This is a genomic window from Microbacterium esteraromaticum, from assembly GCF_014084045.1.
Taxonomy (GTDB): domain Bacteria; phylum Actinomycetota; class Actinomycetes; order Actinomycetales; family Microbacteriaceae; genus Microbacterium; species Microbacterium esteraromaticum_D.
Map to the genome: position 1 here is coordinate 2,517,162 of NZ_CP043732.1, position 14,305 is coordinate 2,531,466.

Below are 14,305 nucleotides of genomic sequence, written 5' to 3' on the forward strand. Positions count from 1 at the left end.
ATCCAGGCAAGTCCTTCGGGGGCGACTGGTGGTGCAAGAAGCCCGAGTGCACATGCCACAGGAGAGACACATGAGCATCTACTACGACAGCAGCGATGTGCAGCTACACCACGGTGATGCACTCGAAGTCGCCCGAACTCTCCCCGATGGAATGGCTCGCACGATCGTCACTTCCCCGCCGTACTACGGGCTACGCGACTACGGCGAGGACGGTCAGATCGGGGCAGAGGCATCCGTGGGCGAATACGTGGCTCGGATGGTTGAGGTGTTCCGAGAGCTGCGGCGCGTGCTTGCAGATGACGGGACGTTTTGGCTGAACATCGGAGACAGCTACCTGAGTGACGGCTTAGCCGGCGTGCCATGGCGGCTGGCCCTCGCGCTCAAGGAAGACGGGTGGTCCCTTCGGGCGGACGTCATATGGCACAAGCCAAAAGTGCTGCCCGAATCGATCAAGAATCGCCCGACCCGATCACATGAACACATCTTCATGTTCGCCAAGGTCAACTCGGGTTATTTCTACGACCACGAGTCCGTCCGGGAGGCCGGGGCGGAAGCGTCTACTCGGCGGTACGAGGCGGGATTTGGTGGCGATAAGGCGACGGCCCTGCGCGCGGCGGGTATCCGCATAGCGGTGGAGGGCAAGCGCGAATACGACGGCATGCGGAGTCTGCGTGACGTGTGGTCAGTGTCTCCGGTTTCGTTTCCGGGCGCTCATTTTGCAACGTATCCGCCCGACCTGATCCGGCCCTGCATACGTGCCGGGTCTGAACCTGGCGACATCGTGCTTGACCCTTTCAGCGGCTCCGGAACAACTGGGGCCGTTGCCACTTTCGAGGGCAGGAGATATGTCGGTATCGACCTGAATCGGGAGTACCTGGATCTGTCGCTGCGGACGCGTTTCCAGCAGCCCGCGTTGCCGTGGGGAGAAGCGTCATGATCGGTCAGCGTCCACCGAAGCAGCCGAAGAAGATCCCCGCCCGCAACGAGGCAACGGTGAAGGCGCGTTCGGGCGGGATGTGCGAGTCGTGTGGGCGCGCAACAGCGTCGAACATTCACCACCGGCAGTACCTCAGCAGGGGCGGCACTCACGACGTTCACAACCTGATCCACCTGTGCGGGATGGGCAACGTGAACGGCTGTCACGGTCGCGCCCATAAGGACGGGGAACGGGAAGGGCTCGCGATCGGCCGCGGGTACAGGTCAGAGCTCATGCCCGTCCTGTACCGGGACGCGTGGGTGCTGCTTGACGATGACGGCGGTATGAGGTTCCTGAACGAATCGACCGCACAACTACTTATGAATGGAGAAGCAGAGTGAACATTGACGTGCTCGCACAGATGGATGATGAGGCGTTTGATGACGCCGTGATGCAGGCATTCAAACGACGTGACGATTTCCCGGAGTGGTGGCGTGCCGTGTTGCACCCTGACCTGATTGACGACACGGAGGAATCACTTCGTCGGACGTTGGGGCGGGCTGAGGGGCAGGCTGCTGACCCGTCCCGTTACCCGCAGGCCGCATCGTTCGTGTTGAAACTCAGACGCAACGCGCTACCTGAGGTCGCACTCGCACGCGCCTGCATGGAGGACTGATGCGCGATGGCTAAAGACGAACGCCTGTACATGACGTTCCCTATCGACTTCCACCGGCATCCGAAGGTTGTTCGGCTGCCCGTTGAGGTTCGGTGGACGTTCGTGGAGATGGTGGCCGAGTCGCGGATCGCTGATGATGACGGGATCATCCCGGCTGAGCATGCGGAGTTCATGTGGCCGAAGGATCACCTGGATGCGCTGGTTGGGTCGCATCCGACGCGTCCTCTGGTGGTTCGTGACGGTGATTTCTATGTGCTTAGGGAGTATGCGAAGCATCAGCAGACTCGTGCTGAGCGTGAGGCGTTGGCTACTAAGCGGGCCGAGGCTGGGCGTAAGGGCGGGCTTGCCAAGAGCCAAGCAAGTGCTAGCAGCGGCTTAGCCGATGGTGGCAAACCTAAGCACAGTCAGAGTCAGAGTCAGAGTCACAAGACTTCTACTTACGTTACAGAGAGTCAGTCACTAGATAACCGTGCGCGCGAAACGACGGACGAGCTATCAGCTGTGCAAAAGAGCATGGCCGCAAGGGCTGGCCTGGATGTGGAGCGCATCAGCGGGAAGGTGCGCGACCAACTCGGCATCGACCTGAGCCTGGTGAACGCGCTCGCTCTCGGCAACCACATTCTCAGCAAGAGAGCCACCTCGCCCGATAAACCGACCGGGTACGTGCTGTCATCGATCACCCGCAACCCGGCAGAGATCGCGAAGCACCTTTACGACGCAGGACTCACCTGACGTCACTAGTCCACAGGCCGCTACCCGCTCAGGGGAGCGGCCTTCGTCATGGAGAGAAATCATGCAAGTCACATTCGACAACCGTGTGTGGGGGAGACTCGCCACCCTCGCAGACACCAAAGGCGTCAGCATCTCAGAACTGATCGCCCAAACCGCGGAACGACTCGTACCCGGGGCAACCCGGAAACCTGACGTCGCAAAGGAAACCCGGTACACGGAGATCCGCATCTCCCGGGAAACGCACCGGAGGCGCCTCATCGCGGAGGTGTTGCGTCTACGGGGGCACGGGCACACGGTGCAGGCCATCGCGGACATCACCGGGTATTCAAAAACGTACGTGTCGAAGATTCTCTGCGACAACGGGGCACGCACATGGAACCGGTCAGACGCCGGGAACACCAACCGAAAGGAAGCAGCATGAGCACGATCATCTACGAGCCGGAGCCGCGCTACGTGGTCGAGACAGCGAACGCCCTCAGCGGCGTCACTGGCATCCGACTGCGAGGGGCGTGGAACTTCGAGCACGCGTTCCACGCACTGGAGGACGCAACTGCCCATGCCGACCGGCTGGCAGAGGACAACGAGCATGTGCGCGTCATCGACCGCGCCGAGAACGAGGAGAACTGATTATGGCTGGCGAAACCGAGATCACGATTGTCGGCAATCTGACCGCAGATCCCGAGCTGCGCTACACGCAGAACGGCCTGCCGGTGGCGAACTTCACCATCGCCTCGACCCCGCGCACGTTCGACCGTCAGGCCAACGAGTGGAAGGACGGCGAAGCGCTGTTCCTCCGCGCGTCGGTGTGGCGCGAGTTCGCCGAGCACGTCGCCGGGTCGCTGACGAAGGGCATGCGCGTCATCGCGCAGGGCCGTCTGCGTCAGCGCTCCTACCAGGACCGTGACGGCAACAACCGCACGGCCATCGAGCTGGAGGTTGACGAGATCGGTCCGTCGCTGCGTTATGCGACGGCACAGGTCACGCGGGCCGCATCCAACGGCGGTGGACAGTCACGCCCGCAGCAGCAGCAGGCCACGGATGACGCATGGTCGACCCCGGGCAGCTTCGGCGACGACACCCCGTTCTGAAAGGCGACGACATGACCAACATCGACGAAGCGTGGACACGACTAAAAGACGATCTGACGAACGGCGTCCTCAGGGGCGAAGGCGCCGAGGATGTCCGCGCTGTCCTGGATGCCCTGGATGCCGCCCGCCGGGAACGCGACGAAGCACGCGCTGACATTCTCCGAATGGGGCAGGACGAGACAAGGGCGCTATACGAGCGCGATGCCCTCGCCGCTGTCATCGAACGGGCGCGAGCGTGGGCGGAGGACCCGTACAACCGACAGACGGGCCGGATTTCGGGCTTGGACAACGTGCTCTCCGCCGTACCTGCTGATGTTCTCCGTAACCCGTACCGCGAGACGAAGGAGCGAGACAGATGATCTACAAGCCGAACCAGCGCGTCGCGTACTACCGCGTGACCGGCAAGAGCGAACGGTGCCCCGCGCAGGTCGAGATCGGTGGAGTCCTGATCGACAAGCTCCGCGGCAAGGCGACGACGTGGGACTTCTACAACTCGCGAACGGGTGCGACGGGGTGGGTAGCGGGTGAATGCATCGGCTACGCGCGCGTCGACCCGCAGACGATGAAGCCCGTCCCCGAGCCCGCCCTGCAACTGGTGCTGGATGGGATGCGGGAAGCGACCCCGAAGGAGCAGGCCGATGACCACCGATGACCGTAAGCGAGACCTGATCGACGACGGGCGCATCCGAATCTGGGTGAACTCGGGGGAGAAGATGAGCCGTGGGAAGTACGCCGCGGCGGCAGTCCACGCCGCACTGACAGCGGCGGGCGTGCATCCGGGCGTTCCCGTCATCGTGCTCGGTGGGCAACGCGATCACATTGAGCGGATGAGCACCGTGATCCGTGACGCGGGGCGCACGGAGGTCGAGCCGGGGACGGCGACAGCCGGAACCGATTACGTGTTCGAGGCCGCGCACGCCCCGACCGACGACGAGCAGGCATGGGCCGAGTACCGGGATGCGGCCCCTGAGAACAACACGCCGGATCAGCGGCGGGCATTCTTCGCTGCTCTCCGTCGCCCCGTGTCTCCGGAGCCGAGCGAAGAAGACCTGAACGCGGAGTACGACGCGCGGCTGGGGGACGGTGACAGCGACGATTACCCGGATGCTGAAGGCCTTGCCGCTCTGCGTGCTGCTGCCGAAGAAGGGAAGAACCGATGACCGAGCAGGACGAGATCGCCGCCGAGCGTGTAGCTCTGCGCGACGTGCGAGAGAAATTCGGGAAGAAGGTGGGCCACGACTGCGACGAATGGATGTGCCAGAAGACCGTCGATGACGGGGTGCTCTTCCGGGTGAACCCCCGCGGCCGTCCTGGCATCTTCATGTGCGCGGAGCATGCCGCTGTCACCGACCAAGGAGAGAACCGATGAGCGAGACATGGCAGCAGGCATACGAGCGCATCCTTGCGGAGGTCGAGGTGGACATGCCCGATGCCGACGAAGCGGACCAGTACAAGGAATACCGGCTCCGCTGTGCGCAGTGGAAGTACGAGAGGGGAATCCAGTGAGCGAGTACACGCCGACGACGGAAGAGGTGCGTGAGGCGATCGCCGAGTGGGCGTGGTCACGACGCATGTTCCGGCCGGAGCTCGCCGATAGCGACGGGAAGGAAGCCGATCGTTGGCTGGCCGCTCACGATGCCGAGAAGGACTACGAGATCGCGAAGCAGGGGGACATCATCGCCCTGCTTCGCGAGGACGAGGCTGAACTTCACCGCCTGCGCGCAGGTGTCCTACCCGAGGAACCGAGCAACCACGAGGACTGGTGTCACAAGGTGACGGGATGCACCGAACGTTACCACTGCACATGCGACCGCGAGGAGAGGCGATGACCGAGTACACGCCGACGACCGAGAACGTGCGGTCGGTCCACGCGCATGGTGGCGCGGGGCAAGTAACAGAACGACGCCGAGCTATGTTCGACCGCTGGCTGGCCGCTCACGATGCCGAGGTGCGCGCCGGTGTCGTACCCGAGGAACCGGAATGGGAGTACATGACGCCGCGGGGCTTCGGCTACACCGAGATCAAGGTGGCGAACTACGCAGGCCAACCGGAGCGAACGTTCAGCATCCAGCAGTCGAGCCTCGCGACCGAATGCCAGGTGTGGATCGGCTTGGACGACGACCGGGCGCACATGAGCGTCGAGCAGGCAACTCGCGTCCGAGACGCACTGAATGCGTTCCTCGCGTCGGCGTGGCTGCCCGTAGAGCAGGAAGGAAACACCGATGACTGAGCTTTCTGATGCGATGAGGAGACTCACCGACACGTGGACGATGCGGGTAAGTGTTGGTGACGGTGATCGAGACCAGCACTTCCCACCCCTCGTCGACATGCTGCGGTCGAGGATCGTCCCGGACGGGAACCAGACCGGTGGGGGTTCAGCGGTCAACACCCGCAACGTGTTGGATGTGAAGTCGCTCGACCTGCTCACCCACATTCAGGATGTTGCCCGAGCATGGCTGCAGGAATGGCGCATCGTCGCGACCGGTGAACTGAAGACCGACCTACGAAGCTACTGGGGTCACCTCAACACCCTCCACAACACCGACGCCATGGACGACGTGACGTTCGAGCACCTCGCCGCCTACCCAGACACGTGGGCCGTCAACATCTGGGACCTCATCGAACCACCCATCCGTGTATCCGTCCGCGGCCTGCCCTGCCCCGCTGCGGCGTCGGGAAGATCGTCAACACGAACGGGGACCAGGCGGACAACCTGATGATCCTGTGGCGTGACGGGCAGGAACCCACCGCGGAATGTCAGGCTTCGGAATGCGGGGCGATCTGGGTGGGAGATCAGGGGCTTGAGGGGTTGGGGAAGGAAGCCGGCCTCGAGATCGATTTCCAGGCGTTGTGGGAAGCGAGGGCCGCGCGACACGCCTGAATTACAGGCATGTCATTCGGCCCCGTTTTCATGTATACTCGGGGTTAGTTCAGGAGAAGACCGTCTCCTGCCAGGCCGCTTCACCATTCAGGTGGGTGGCCTTTTTTGATCCCTCCCGGACAGGCTCGGTGTTCATTCCTGGGCAAGCCGGTCGTAGGGCGCTGCGGTGACTCGCAGCAACCGAAGCGCGCACCCCCAGGCGCGCCACAACTGAATAAGCCTCGAGCCAGTACGGCTGCGGCGAGGCACATTGGTCCCAAGTGTTACGGCAGCACGGCGGTCTCCAAAACCGCAGGCCTTGGTTCGACTCCAAGGGGATCAGCAATGCGAGGTCAACGCGCCGGATAAGCGACTGAGCCAACTGGGCCAAGTACACGCGTTCCGGACGCCGCGATGGTGCACCCCTCGCAGAAGACCCCAAGTGACCTCATCTTCATGAGAGTGCGGCCGAGATAGCGTTCGACGGCTTGGGGCACCTTTTCCGCATATCGCTTCCGGGTCTGCCGGTCGGACGATCCCTGCGGGCACTAACAACCGAATAGGGCATATCTGGGTTTAACGCCCGCACAGGGCATACCGAAAGGGGCGGCACCGTGTCGCTGGAATCACGTCTCGCGGCACCGCCCGCACCCAAGAATTCCCAAACGATCCTTGACCGGTGGTACGCCAACCGGCCCGAATCAGAACAAGCCGCGATCCGCAAAGCTGTCACCGACCCGGCCTGGCGCCACGTCGACCTGCAGCGCGTCCTCGAAGATGAGGGCGCACCGAAACTCGCGGACACGTCATTCGGTTCGTGGCGGAGACGGCGGGCAGAAGAATGGGCCTGACCGAAAAGCTCGCCATCAACCCCAAGGTCCGCAACCGCATCCTGATCCTCGACGTCGAACGCGTCAACGGAATCACCCTGCAGCACTGGTGGGACCGGAAGGATCTGCAGAAGCGGTACATCCACCACGAAACGGTGATCCGCGAACCCCGCACGACGATCGTCTGCGCGAAGTGGTACGACCAGCCCGACGTGATGCGATTCACCGAATGGGACAAGGGCGGCCGCGGACAGTTCCTCAAGCGAGTGCACGGGCTCATGGCTCGAGCTGACATCCTCGTCGGCCACAACCTCGACAATGCTGACGTGCCCTGGCTGGTGGGTGACTTCCACCTTCCCCGCGAAGGACACAAGCACCGCCCGTCCCTGCCGCCGCTGCCGCCGTTCAAAACGGTCGACACGCTGAAGGTCATGCGCTCCCAGTTCAAATCGGGGGCGCCGTTCAAATCGTTGGATGCCCTGTGCAAGCTCCTCGGCATCCCCGCGAAGACGGACGTTTACGACCCGGAGGCGATGGAACGCGCCGTGGCTGGTTCGGTGGAGGACAGGGTTCGGTTGACGGACTACTGCGAGGGTGACGTGATCGCCACGCAGGGCCTTTACGACACCCTCCGCCCGTACATCAAGAACCACCCGGCACTGTTCATCGACGGGAAGAACAAACTCACCGTCTGCAACAGGTGTGGTCACGAAGCGGAACCCACCCCACGCAAGTACGTCGCCAACGTGCTGTCGTACAGCATGCTGCGTTGCACCAACTGCCAGGGGTACACGCGGCTCTCCATCGAGCCGGAACGCATGTCGATTGTGAGGGGCGTGTGATGGCAAGCCTGCACGAGTACCTCGAAGACTATGCGGCCCGGCATCCAGGGGTGCGCGAAGAGTGGGCTGAGCGAGCCGCGAAGTTCTTTGCGGAGACGGACGACGTGCCGGACCCGATTGAGCCGCGAGATTGCACTAAGCCTCACCCCGAACCGGCCGGGCCAAACATGGACCTCGGGCAATGCGCCGATTGCTGGATGCCCATAGGCGTGATGCGCCCCGATGGAGAGTCCTTCGGTTGGCACAGCGCCGACTGCTCGCTGCCGATGAGGCATTCGGGCTACTGCCAACCCGGAGGCGTCGGGCACGCAATTCCCGATGGCTGGAAGATCCGCGGCTAACCACATCGAAGGGGATGTGATCGTGTATGAGGAAACGTCTTCGTATGTAGCTTGTGACCAGTGTGGGGCAGCGCGCGCCTTGTGGGTTGTCGCGCTCCCCTCCGGTCGCTCGCTTTTCTACTGCGGACACCACCTGGACGGCAACCGAACCGCCCTCACGGACGGCGGCGCGCTCATCTACGAGGTGGTCGCATGTTGACCGACCGGGACATCATCATCAACCTCGCCATCGCACACCACGAAGGCGAGGGCGACTGGCAGCTGAACCCTCAGCATCACGTAGGTGAAGACGATGAGTAACTGCACCGACACGTACGGTGACCTGACCTGCATCCTCAAGGTCGGCCACGCGGTACCACACAAGCACCGCACCGACACCGAGTTCGTGTGGTGGCAGAAGGAACGACGATGAACGACTCAACCGTCACCCTGCACATGCAACCCCTCATCGAATCCATCCCCGGCGACTGCCCGACCTGTGGGTTCGAAGCACTCCGATGGTTGCGTGTCTACCGCCTCGCAGAGACCGGCGTCACCATGCTCGGCGAACGCCTCTACTGCGGCAGATGCAAAGCGGAGGAGAAGCGATGAGCGAAGAAGATGTCCCCGCTTACGCCGCGAGCTTAGTCGATTCAATGGCGCACGACTGGCATGACGCATCCGACCACGCCAAGGACGGGGCCCCGTTCGGTGCATGGCTTACATGCAACTGTGAGCGGATCGCCCGCCGCGCATTCAAGCTGGGATGGCTACCCGAAAGTATCGAGTTTCATGGATGAGCGCATCGAACGCCTGCTCAACAAAGCCGAAGAAGCAATCGACCGCAACAATGTCGACCAAGCCGACGCATACCGTGTCCTCGCATCCCAAACCGCATACCTGCGCCGCAAGGAAGCGAAAGCCCTCAACCGGGCACTCGTCGACTAACACACTTGCCCCACCCCACAACCGACCACATCATGCAGGGCCGACCGTGGCGAGTCCGGGCAAACATTCGGGGGTTGGTCACACACTGACCAACCCCCACCCTTACTTCCCCCGTCTCAAAGAGGAGACAACCATGTCATGGATGCAACACGAATGCGTCGTCTGTGGAGAGACCGTCCCATCACTACGGGCCAGTCTCTGCCACTGCGACAGCTACGAACCCATCGACGACCTCACCGAAGACTGACCATGACACCCGTGGAACGCGGATGCCTCTACGGCATCGGCATCCTCTCCGGCATCATCATGATCACCCGCGGCGTCGACACCTGGTTCACCCACCTCGAAAACCAATACTGGGCACGCAAGAGCCGCGCTTAAGCGTAAGTGAGGGGAGAGCATGTCCCTCATCCCTCGCAACGACGCGCTCCGGAAGAAGCACCGAGCAATCATCGCCAAGTCGAAGCCCGCTTGCCACATCTGTGGGGGCGCTATCGATTTCACCCTCAAGTTCCCCGACCCCCGCTGCTTCGTAGTGGACCACGTAGTCCCCATCGCGAAAGGGGGCTCCGACGCGCTGTTCAACAAAAAGGCAGCGCACCACCCACGAATGCAACAGCAAGAAGCGAGCTCGCGACTACGCGCCCATCGTCAGGCGGTCCGGCTCAGTCAAGTGATGGACAGGGGGATGTATGCCTACATCGCCAGCATCACTCCAGCGAAGAGTCAGGCACGCCGCCGACGTTCTGGACGCGTACAAGAAGGCCGCAGGCTGCGCCGACTGTGGCTTCAACGCCTGGCCCGAGGCGCTGCAATTCGACCATGAAGACCCGCGCACGAAGCTACGCGCGCTCGGATGGTACGACGATAGGTCGAAGCTGAAGAGCCGGGCCAAGCTGCAAGGCTTCCTGCGCCATGTCCAGCTCTACTGCACCGTGCGTTGTGCCAACTGCCATGCGCACCGCACCAAGCTTGCTGGCCACTACTACATGGGCAAGCAGAGGAACGAACCCGCGTTCGAAACTCTGTTCTAGACCCAGGGCGGGGTACCCCTTCGGCCCAACGTCAAAGTACCTCCGGGGCTTGGGATCATCTCTCCCTGACGTTTTTTCTTGTTGCCGCGCGGAGGTGCCCATGTCGAACACTCGAAAGTCTGTTCTGCGGGCTGTGGCACCGGACGAGACTCCTGAGCCTGCGAAGATCTTGTCTCTGGATGAGGCGATCGCGTCGGGGGACTATCTGCAGATTCTGCAGGCGCAACGGCGGGCGATGGCTGAGTCGCTGCCGAATGAGAAGGGTCCGGCATTGGCTGCTTTGCATCGGCAGTTGTCGATCATCTCGAAGGAGATTGCTGCGTTGCAGTCGCGTGATTCTGATGAGGCTGAGGGTGGCGCGAATGTCGAAGACGGGGAGTTCGACGCCGAAGCCATCTGATCGGAAGCTGTCTGAGGTTGCGCGGCATGTTGTGTATCCGAAGGGGATCGTCACGTCGGTGTGGCCGCGGGTTGTCGCGCAGTGTGCGGCGATGGGCGTTTCGTTTGATCAGTGGCAGCACGGTGTCGGCACTTTGGCGCTGGGGAAGCTGAAGAACGGCAAGTATGCGGCGACGGTCGGGGGCGTGGTTCTTTCGATTCCGCGTCAGGTGGGTAAGACGTTCCTGGTCGGCATGATGATCATCGCCCTGTGTGTGCTGTTCCCGAATATGACGGTGTTGTGGACGGCGCATCGGACGCGCACTTCGACGATGACGTTCAAGACGATGCAGGGGATGGTGCAGCGGAAGAAGATCCGCGTGCATCTGGCCCCTGATCGCAACGACGGCATCCGTAAGGGGAACGGTGAGCAGGAGATCCGGTTCAAGAACGGATCGGTGATCATGTTCGGCGCCCGTGAGAACGGGTTCGGTCGCGGCTTCGATTCGGTCGATGTTGAGGTGTTCGACGAGGCGCAGATCCTGACGGAGAAAGCGCTAGACGACATGGTGCCGGCCGCCAACGCGTCGAAGCAGAAGACTGCGGCGCTGCTGTTCTTCATGGGCACCCCGCCGCGTCCTGTGGATAACGGCGAGGAGTTCACGAATCGTCGCGCGAAGGCTCTCGCGGTGAAGCCTCTGGATGAGGTGGTTGGGGTCGGCGGCAAGGCCGTTTACGTCGAGTTCTCGGCGGACGATGGCGCTGACCCTGATGACCATGAGCAGTGGGCGAAGGCGAACCCGTCCTTTCCGTCTCGTACTCCGGTGGAGTCGATGGAACGCATGCGGGAGCAGCTGACGGATGAGGATTCGTTCCGCCGTGAGGCTCTCGGCATTTGGGATGCTGCGGGCACTCCTGAGGTCATTGATGCGGCGTCGTGGGCGCGGGTTTCTGATCCGGCCTCGATGGCCGTTGAGCGTTTGACTCTGGCCATTGATGTTGAGCCGGGGCGTTCGGTGGCGTCGGTGTCTTTGGCGGGTAAGCGGGCTGATGGCCTGTGGCATGTGGAGCTCGATGAGCAGAAGCGCGGCATCGACTGGGTTGGCCCGTGGGTGAAGTCGCGTGCTGAGCGGAACCGGTTGCATGCGGTGGTGGTGGATGAGATGTCGGGTCTTGTGGAAACGAAGAACGGCAAGCACTACCTGGCGGGCACGGATCGGAAGGTTCTGGTCACGTTGGCTGCTGCTGAGGGTCGGGATATGGCAATCGCGTGCGGGTGGTTCTTTGACGGGGTGATGGAGGCGACTCCGAAGCTCCGTCATACGGATCAGCCTCAGTTGAATGTGGCGTTGTCGGTGGCTCGTAAGCGTCCTTTGGCGGGTGCGTGGGCGTGGAACCGGAAAGATCCTGAGGCGGATATCACTCCGGTGGTTTCGTCGACTCTGGCGCTGTGGGGCGCGATGAAGGATGACGTGGTGCGACCGTCGCGCCGTGTGGTGAGTGACCGTACTGCGGTTGTCTTGTGAAGGGGGTCGGCATGGCTGATGTGAACCTGCGGATTCCCGGTCTCGATGATGACGAGACGGTCACGCTGAACCTGCTGGCGAAGCAGCTGCAGGAGAAGCAGGCGCACAACAAGCGTCGCTCTGACCTGTACGACGGGAAGCAGGCGCTCCGTCAGGTTGGCACTGTCATCCCACCGCAGTACTACCGTCTGGGGCTTGCCCTGGGGTGGGCTGCGAAGGGTGTTGACGGGCTCGCGCGACGTTGCAACCTCGAGCGGATGGTGTGGCCTGATGGGGATCTTGATTCTCTCGGCTACCAGGAGCTCGAGGACAGCAACTTCCTGCTGTCGGAGCTCGCGCAGGGCCGCACGGATTCGCTGATTCATGGCCTGTCGTACCTGATCACCACGAAAGGCGAAGGTGATGAGCCGGCTGCGCTGGTTCATGCGAAGGATGCCCTGAATGCGACGGGGGAGTGGAACAACCGGAAGCGCCGGTTGGACAATCTGCTGTCGGTGACGTCGCGTGAGCGTGACCGGATCACTGGGTTCGTGCTGTACCTGGATGGCGAGACGATCAACGCTGACATCGTTGACGGCAAGTGGCAGGTCGACCGGCAAGAGCATCCGTGGCATGTCCCGGTTGATCCGCTGGTGTACAAGCCGCGCACGTCGAAGCGGATGGGCCGTTCGCGGATCACTCGTGCGGCGATCTCGCACCAGTTCGCGGCACTCCGGGCGCTTGTGCGCCTTGAGGGTCACATGGACATCTACACGATCCCCCAGCTGATCCTGCTGGGTGCGTCGGATCGGATCTTCAAGAACGCGGACGGTTCGTATAAGGCGTCGTGGCAGATCGCTCTCGGGCGTGCCCTGGGTATCCCGGATGCTGTCGACGATGAGGGCACTCCGATCGAGGGTGGTCGCGCGGATGTGAAGCACATTCCCGCGCAGTCGCCGGAACCGCACCTGGCTGATCTGAATGCGTTGGCGAAGCTGACGGCGCGTGAGTATGACTTGCCCGATTCGGCGTTTGCGTTGACGGACATGGCGAACCCGACGTCGGCGGATTCGTATAACGCGTCTCGTGAGGATCTGATCGCTGAGGCTGAGGGTGCGACGGATGACTGGTCTGTGCCGATTCGGCGTGCTGTGACGCGTGCTCTGGCTATCCAGAACGGTGTCACGGAGATCCCGGACGATTGGGCGTCGATCACGACTGAGTGGCGTTCCCCGGTGTACCTGTCTCGTGCGGCTCAGGCTGATGCGGGCGCGAAGGAGATCGCGTCCCTGCCGGAGTGGGTGAAGGAGACGACGGTTGCGATGCGTCGGCTGGGGTGGTCTCAGCAGGACATTGATCTTGCGTTGCAGGAGCGTCGGCAGAGCGTTGGCCGTCAGTCTGCAGCGGCTTTGATCGCTGCACGTCTTGGGGAGGCTGCTGATGGTGACCCCGTTGGAGTCGAAGGCGCAGCTGACGCTTCTCGCTGATGATTCGGAGGATACGGCGCGGTGGATGCTGCGCCGTTCCTCCGGTCAGTGGGAGTCCAGGCGGTTGCAGTTGCTGGACACGGTACCTGAAGTGGTCGCTTATTACTCGGAAGGGTCTGCGGCGCTCGCGACTGACTTGTATGACGATGAGCGGTCGAAGGTGAAGGGCTCCCGGTTCGCCGCATCCCCGGTGATCTTGGATCGCACGGTGCGTATCCGGCGTGGGGCGGCGTGGGCGTCTGAGCCGTTGTCGGTGGATGACGACGCGGCTGCTGCGGCACGGTTGGCGCAGTTGGTCAGGTCGGAGATGTCGCGCCCGTACAGGGACACGATCATCACGAACCGGAAGCAAGATCCGGTGTGCATCGGGTGGAAGCGGATTGCGCGTGGCCCCGCGTCGTGCAAGTTCTGCAGGATGTTGGCCGATCGTGGCGCTGTCTACAAAGAGGCGACGGCCACGTTCGCCGCTCATGACGACTGTCTGTGCACGGCGGCTCCGGTGTTCAAGGGTGGCGATGTTGGCCCTGAGGCGAACACGGCGCAGTACGTGGCGTCGAAGCGTCGCCGTACCGCGAAGGAGAAGGCATTCCTTCGTGACTACCTCGAGGGCAACTACCCCGATTGACTTCCCGCCTGTTGGCGGGCTGTACCCGACAGTTTCGGGGTTCTGACGTGCGACGGCACAGAAA

General features: G+C 62.5%; 26 protein-coding genes and 1 tRNA gene. All 27 read left to right on the forward strand.

What is annotated here, in order from left to right; genetic code table 11:
• The first annotated feature begins 70 nt into the window (after positions 1-70).
• The 27 genes from FVO59_RS11885 (at position 71) to FVO59_RS12005 (ending at position 14,241) form a co-directional block, all read left to right on the forward strand.
• Complete coding sequence (locus FVO59_RS11885) at positions 71-937, forward strand: DNA-methyltransferase (protein WP_182252820.1); 867 nt, start codon at positions 71-73, stop codon at positions 935-937.
• A complete protein-coding gene (locus tag FVO59_RS11890; RefSeq protein WP_182252821.1) occupies positions 934-1,317 on the forward strand; it encodes an HNH endonuclease in 384 nt (127 codons plus the stop codon). Before FVO59_RS11885 ends, FVO59_RS11890 begins: the two co-directional genes overlap by 4 nt.
• Positions 1,314-1,592, forward strand: coding sequence for a hypothetical protein (locus FVO59_RS11895; protein ID WP_182252822.1), 279 nt, complete (start codon positions 1,314-1,316; stop codon positions 1,590-1,592). Before FVO59_RS11890 ends, FVO59_RS11895 begins: the two co-directional genes overlap by 4 nt.
• Positions 1,593-1,598: 6 nt before the next feature.
• Positions 1,599-2,324 carry a hypothetical protein gene (locus tag FVO59_RS11900; RefSeq protein WP_182252823.1) on the forward strand — a complete coding sequence of 242 codons (726 nt, stop codon included), beginning with the start codon at positions 1,599-1,601 and terminating at the stop codon, positions 2,322-2,324.
• A 417-nt stretch (positions 2,325-2,741) separates the two neighbouring features.
• Complete coding sequence (locus FVO59_RS11905) at positions 2,742-2,951, forward strand: hypothetical protein (RefSeq protein WP_182252824.1); 210 nt, start codon at positions 2,742-2,744, stop codon at positions 2,949-2,951.
• A 2-nt stretch (positions 2,952-2,953) separates the two neighbouring features.
• The gene (locus FVO59_RS11910) at positions 2,954-3,412 is read left to right on the forward strand and encodes a single-stranded DNA-binding protein (protein ID WP_182252825.1); all 459 of its coding nucleotides are present in this window, start codon (positions 2,954-2,956) and stop codon (positions 3,410-3,412) included.
• Between the two features lie 11 nt (positions 3,413-3,423).
• Positions 3,424-3,771: a hypothetical protein gene (locus FVO59_RS11915; RefSeq protein WP_182252826.1), complete on the forward strand. Its 348-nt coding sequence runs from the start codon at positions 3,424-3,426 to the stop codon at positions 3,769-3,771.
• Positions 3,768-4,064: a hypothetical protein gene (locus FVO59_RS11920; RefSeq protein WP_182252827.1), complete on the forward strand. Its 297-nt coding sequence runs from the start codon at positions 3,768-3,770 to the stop codon at positions 4,062-4,064. Before FVO59_RS11915 ends, FVO59_RS11920 begins: the two co-directional genes overlap by 4 nt.
• Positions 4,051-4,572, forward strand: coding sequence for a hypothetical protein (locus tag FVO59_RS11925; protein WP_182252828.1), 522 nt, complete (start codon positions 4,051-4,053; stop codon positions 4,570-4,572). The genes FVO59_RS11920 and FVO59_RS11925 overlap by 14 nt, the downstream gene beginning before the upstream one ends.
• Positions 4,569-4,781, forward strand: a complete 213-nt coding sequence (locus FVO59_RS11930) for a hypothetical protein (RefSeq protein ID WP_182252829.1) — start codon at positions 4,569-4,571, stop codon at positions 4,779-4,781. The genes FVO59_RS11925 and FVO59_RS11930 overlap by 4 nt, the downstream gene beginning before the upstream one ends.
• Positions 4,778-4,918 (forward strand): hypothetical protein, encoded by a 141-nt coding sequence (locus tag FVO59_RS11935; RefSeq protein WP_182252830.1) that lies wholly within the window; start codon positions 4,778-4,780, stop codon positions 4,916-4,918. The genes FVO59_RS11930 and FVO59_RS11935 overlap by 4 nt, the downstream gene beginning before the upstream one ends.
• A complete protein-coding gene (locus tag FVO59_RS11940; RefSeq protein WP_182252831.1) occupies positions 4,915-5,241 on the forward strand; it encodes a hypothetical protein in 327 nt (108 codons plus the stop codon). The genes FVO59_RS11935 and FVO59_RS11940 overlap by 4 nt, the downstream gene beginning before the upstream one ends.
• Positions 5,238-5,642 carry a hypothetical protein gene (locus FVO59_RS11945; protein ID WP_182252832.1) on the forward strand — a complete coding sequence of 135 codons (405 nt, stop codon included), beginning with the start codon at positions 5,238-5,240 and terminating at the stop codon, positions 5,640-5,642. The genes FVO59_RS11940 and FVO59_RS11945 overlap by 4 nt, the downstream gene beginning before the upstream one ends.
• Positions 5,635-6,129, forward strand: coding sequence for a DUF7341 domain-containing protein (locus FVO59_RS11950; protein WP_182252833.1), 495 nt, complete (start codon positions 5,635-5,637; stop codon positions 6,127-6,129). The genes FVO59_RS11945 and FVO59_RS11950 overlap by 8 nt, the downstream gene beginning before the upstream one ends.
• 415 nt (positions 6,130-6,544) lie before the next feature.
• Positions 6,545-6,615: transfer RNA gene (locus FVO59_RS11955), tRNA-Trp, on the forward strand.
• Between the two features lie 498 nt (positions 6,616-7,113).
• Positions 7,114-7,944: a 3'-5' exonuclease family protein gene (locus FVO59_RS11960; RefSeq protein ID WP_182252834.1), complete on the forward strand. Its 831-nt coding sequence runs from the start codon at positions 7,114-7,116 to the stop codon at positions 7,942-7,944.
• Positions 7,944-8,285, forward strand: coding sequence for a hypothetical protein (locus FVO59_RS11965; protein ID WP_182252835.1), 342 nt, complete (start codon positions 7,944-7,946; stop codon positions 8,283-8,285). Before FVO59_RS11960 ends, FVO59_RS11965 begins: the two co-directional genes overlap by 1 nt.
• On the forward strand, positions 8,263-8,484 hold the full coding sequence (locus FVO59_RS16770; RefSeq protein WP_430736296.1) for a DUF7455 domain-containing protein: 222 nt from the start codon (positions 8,263-8,265) through the stop codon (positions 8,482-8,484). The genes FVO59_RS11965 and FVO59_RS16770 overlap by 23 nt, the downstream gene beginning before the upstream one ends.
• A gap of 209 nt (positions 8,485-8,693) precedes the next feature.
• Positions 8,694-8,876, forward strand: coding sequence for a hypothetical protein (locus FVO59_RS11970; protein WP_182252836.1), 183 nt, complete (start codon positions 8,694-8,696; stop codon positions 8,874-8,876).
• Positions 8,873-9,064, forward strand: coding sequence for a hypothetical protein (locus FVO59_RS11975; RefSeq protein WP_182252837.1), 192 nt, complete (start codon positions 8,873-8,875; stop codon positions 9,062-9,064). Before FVO59_RS11970 ends, FVO59_RS11975 begins: the two co-directional genes overlap by 4 nt.
• Positions 9,057-9,212 carry a hypothetical protein gene (locus FVO59_RS11980; protein ID WP_182252838.1) on the forward strand — a complete coding sequence of 52 codons (156 nt, stop codon included), beginning with the start codon at positions 9,057-9,059 and terminating at the stop codon, positions 9,210-9,212. Before FVO59_RS11975 ends, FVO59_RS11980 begins: the two co-directional genes overlap by 8 nt.
• 249 nt (positions 9,213-9,461) lie before the next feature.
• Positions 9,462-9,593, forward strand: coding sequence for a hypothetical protein (locus FVO59_RS16590; RefSeq protein WP_259363212.1), 132 nt, complete (start codon positions 9,462-9,464; stop codon positions 9,591-9,593).
• Between the two features lie 311 nt (positions 9,594-9,904).
• Positions 9,905-10,246, forward strand: a complete 342-nt coding sequence (locus tag FVO59_RS11985; RefSeq protein WP_182252839.1) for a hypothetical protein — start codon at positions 9,905-9,907, stop codon at positions 10,244-10,246.
• 100 nt (positions 10,247-10,346) lie between these two features.
• Complete coding sequence (locus FVO59_RS11990) at positions 10,347-10,646, forward strand: hypothetical protein (RefSeq protein ID WP_182252840.1); 300 nt, start codon at positions 10,347-10,349, stop codon at positions 10,644-10,646.
• Positions 10,609-12,150 carry a terminase gene (locus FVO59_RS11995; RefSeq protein WP_182252841.1) on the forward strand — a complete coding sequence of 514 codons (1,542 nt, stop codon included), beginning with the start codon at positions 10,609-10,611 and terminating at the stop codon, positions 12,148-12,150. The genes FVO59_RS11990 and FVO59_RS11995 overlap by 38 nt, the downstream gene beginning before the upstream one ends.
• A gap of 11 nt (positions 12,151-12,161) precedes the next feature.
• A complete protein-coding gene (locus FVO59_RS12000; protein WP_182252842.1) occupies positions 12,162-13,616 on the forward strand; it encodes a phage portal protein in 1,455 nt (484 codons plus the stop codon).
• On the forward strand, positions 13,570-14,241 hold the full coding sequence (locus FVO59_RS12005; RefSeq protein ID WP_182252843.1) for a VG15 protein: 672 nt from the start codon (positions 13,570-13,572) through the stop codon (positions 14,239-14,241). The genes FVO59_RS12000 and FVO59_RS12005 overlap by 47 nt, the downstream gene beginning before the upstream one ends.
• Positions 14,242-14,305: the final 64 nt, after the last annotated feature.

Excerpts from the sequence above, each read along its gene's own strand:
- FVO59_RS11965 (WP_182252835.1), top strand. The coding sequence starts at position 7,944 with ATGGCAAGCCTGCACGAGTACCTCGAAGACTATGCGGCCCGGCATCCA.
- FVO59_RS16770 (WP_430736296.1), top strand. The coding sequence starts at position 8,263 with ATGGCTGGAAGATCCGCGGCTAACCACATCGAAGGGGATGTGATCGTG.
- FVO59_RS11945 (WP_182252832.1), top strand. The coding sequence starts at position 5,238 with ATGACCGAGTACACGCCGACGACCGAGAACGTGCGGTCGGTCCACGCG.
- FVO59_RS11985 (WP_182252839.1), top strand. The coding sequence starts at position 9,905 with ATGCCTACATCGCCAGCATCACTCCAGCGAAGAGTCAGGCACGCCGCC.
- FVO59_RS16590 (WP_259363212.1), top strand. The coding sequence starts at position 9,462 with ATGACACCCGTGGAACGCGGATGCCTCTACGGCATCGGCATCCTCTCC.
- FVO59_RS11905 (WP_182252824.1), top strand. The coding sequence starts at position 2,742 with ATGAGCACGATCATCTACGAGCCGGAGCCGCGCTACGTGGTCGAGACA.
- FVO59_RS11950 (WP_182252833.1), top strand. The coding sequence starts at position 5,635 with ATGACTGAGCTTTCTGATGCGATGAGGAGACTCACCGACACGTGGACG.
- FVO59_RS11885 (WP_182252820.1), top strand. The coding sequence starts at position 71 with ATGAGCATCTACTACGACAGCAGCGATGTGCAGCTACACCACGGTGAT.
- FVO59_RS11970 (WP_182252836.1), top strand. The coding sequence starts at position 8,694 with ATGAACGACTCAACCGTCACCCTGCACATGCAACCCCTCATCGAATCC.
- FVO59_RS12005 (WP_182252843.1), top strand. The coding sequence starts at position 13,570 with ATGGTGACCCCGTTGGAGTCGAAGGCGCAGCTGACGCTTCTCGCTGAT.
- FVO59_RS11980 (WP_182252838.1), top strand. The coding sequence starts at position 9,057 with ATGGATGAGCGCATCGAACGCCTGCTCAACAAAGCCGAAGAAGCAATC.
- FVO59_RS11975 (WP_182252837.1), top strand. The coding sequence starts at position 8,873 with ATGAGCGAAGAAGATGTCCCCGCTTACGCCGCGAGCTTAGTCGATTCA.
- FVO59_RS11960 (WP_182252834.1), top strand. The coding sequence starts at position 7,114 with ATGGGCCTGACCGAAAAGCTCGCCATCAACCCCAAGGTCCGCAACCGC.
- FVO59_RS11935 (WP_182252830.1), top strand. The coding sequence starts at position 4,778 with ATGAGCGAGACATGGCAGCAGGCATACGAGCGCATCCTTGCGGAGGTC.
- FVO59_RS11925 (WP_182252828.1), top strand. The coding sequence starts at position 4,051 with ATGACCACCGATGACCGTAAGCGAGACCTGATCGACGACGGGCGCATC.
- FVO59_RS11890 (WP_182252821.1), top strand. The coding sequence starts at position 934 with ATGATCGGTCAGCGTCCACCGAAGCAGCCGAAGAAGATCCCCGCCCGC.
- FVO59_RS11995 (WP_182252841.1), top strand. The coding sequence starts at position 10,609 with ATGTCGAAGACGGGGAGTTCGACGCCGAAGCCATCTGATCGGAAGCTG.
- FVO59_RS11930 (WP_182252829.1), top strand. The coding sequence starts at position 4,569 with ATGACCGAGCAGGACGAGATCGCCGCCGAGCGTGTAGCTCTGCGCGAC.
- FVO59_RS11915 (WP_182252826.1), top strand. The coding sequence starts at position 3,424 with ATGACCAACATCGACGAAGCGTGGACACGACTAAAAGACGATCTGACG.
- FVO59_RS12000 (WP_182252842.1), top strand. The coding sequence starts at position 12,162 with ATGGCTGATGTGAACCTGCGGATTCCCGGTCTCGATGATGACGAGACG.
- FVO59_RS11990 (WP_182252840.1), top strand. The coding sequence starts at position 10,347 with ATGTCGAACACTCGAAAGTCTGTTCTGCGGGCTGTGGCACCGGACGAG.
- FVO59_RS11910 (WP_182252825.1), top strand. The coding sequence starts at position 2,954 with ATGGCTGGCGAAACCGAGATCACGATTGTCGGCAATCTGACCGCAGAT.
- FVO59_RS11900 (WP_182252823.1), top strand. The coding sequence starts at position 1,599 with ATGGCTAAAGACGAACGCCTGTACATGACGTTCCCTATCGACTTCCAC.
- FVO59_RS11920 (WP_182252827.1), top strand. The coding sequence starts at position 3,768 with ATGATCTACAAGCCGAACCAGCGCGTCGCGTACTACCGCGTGACCGGC.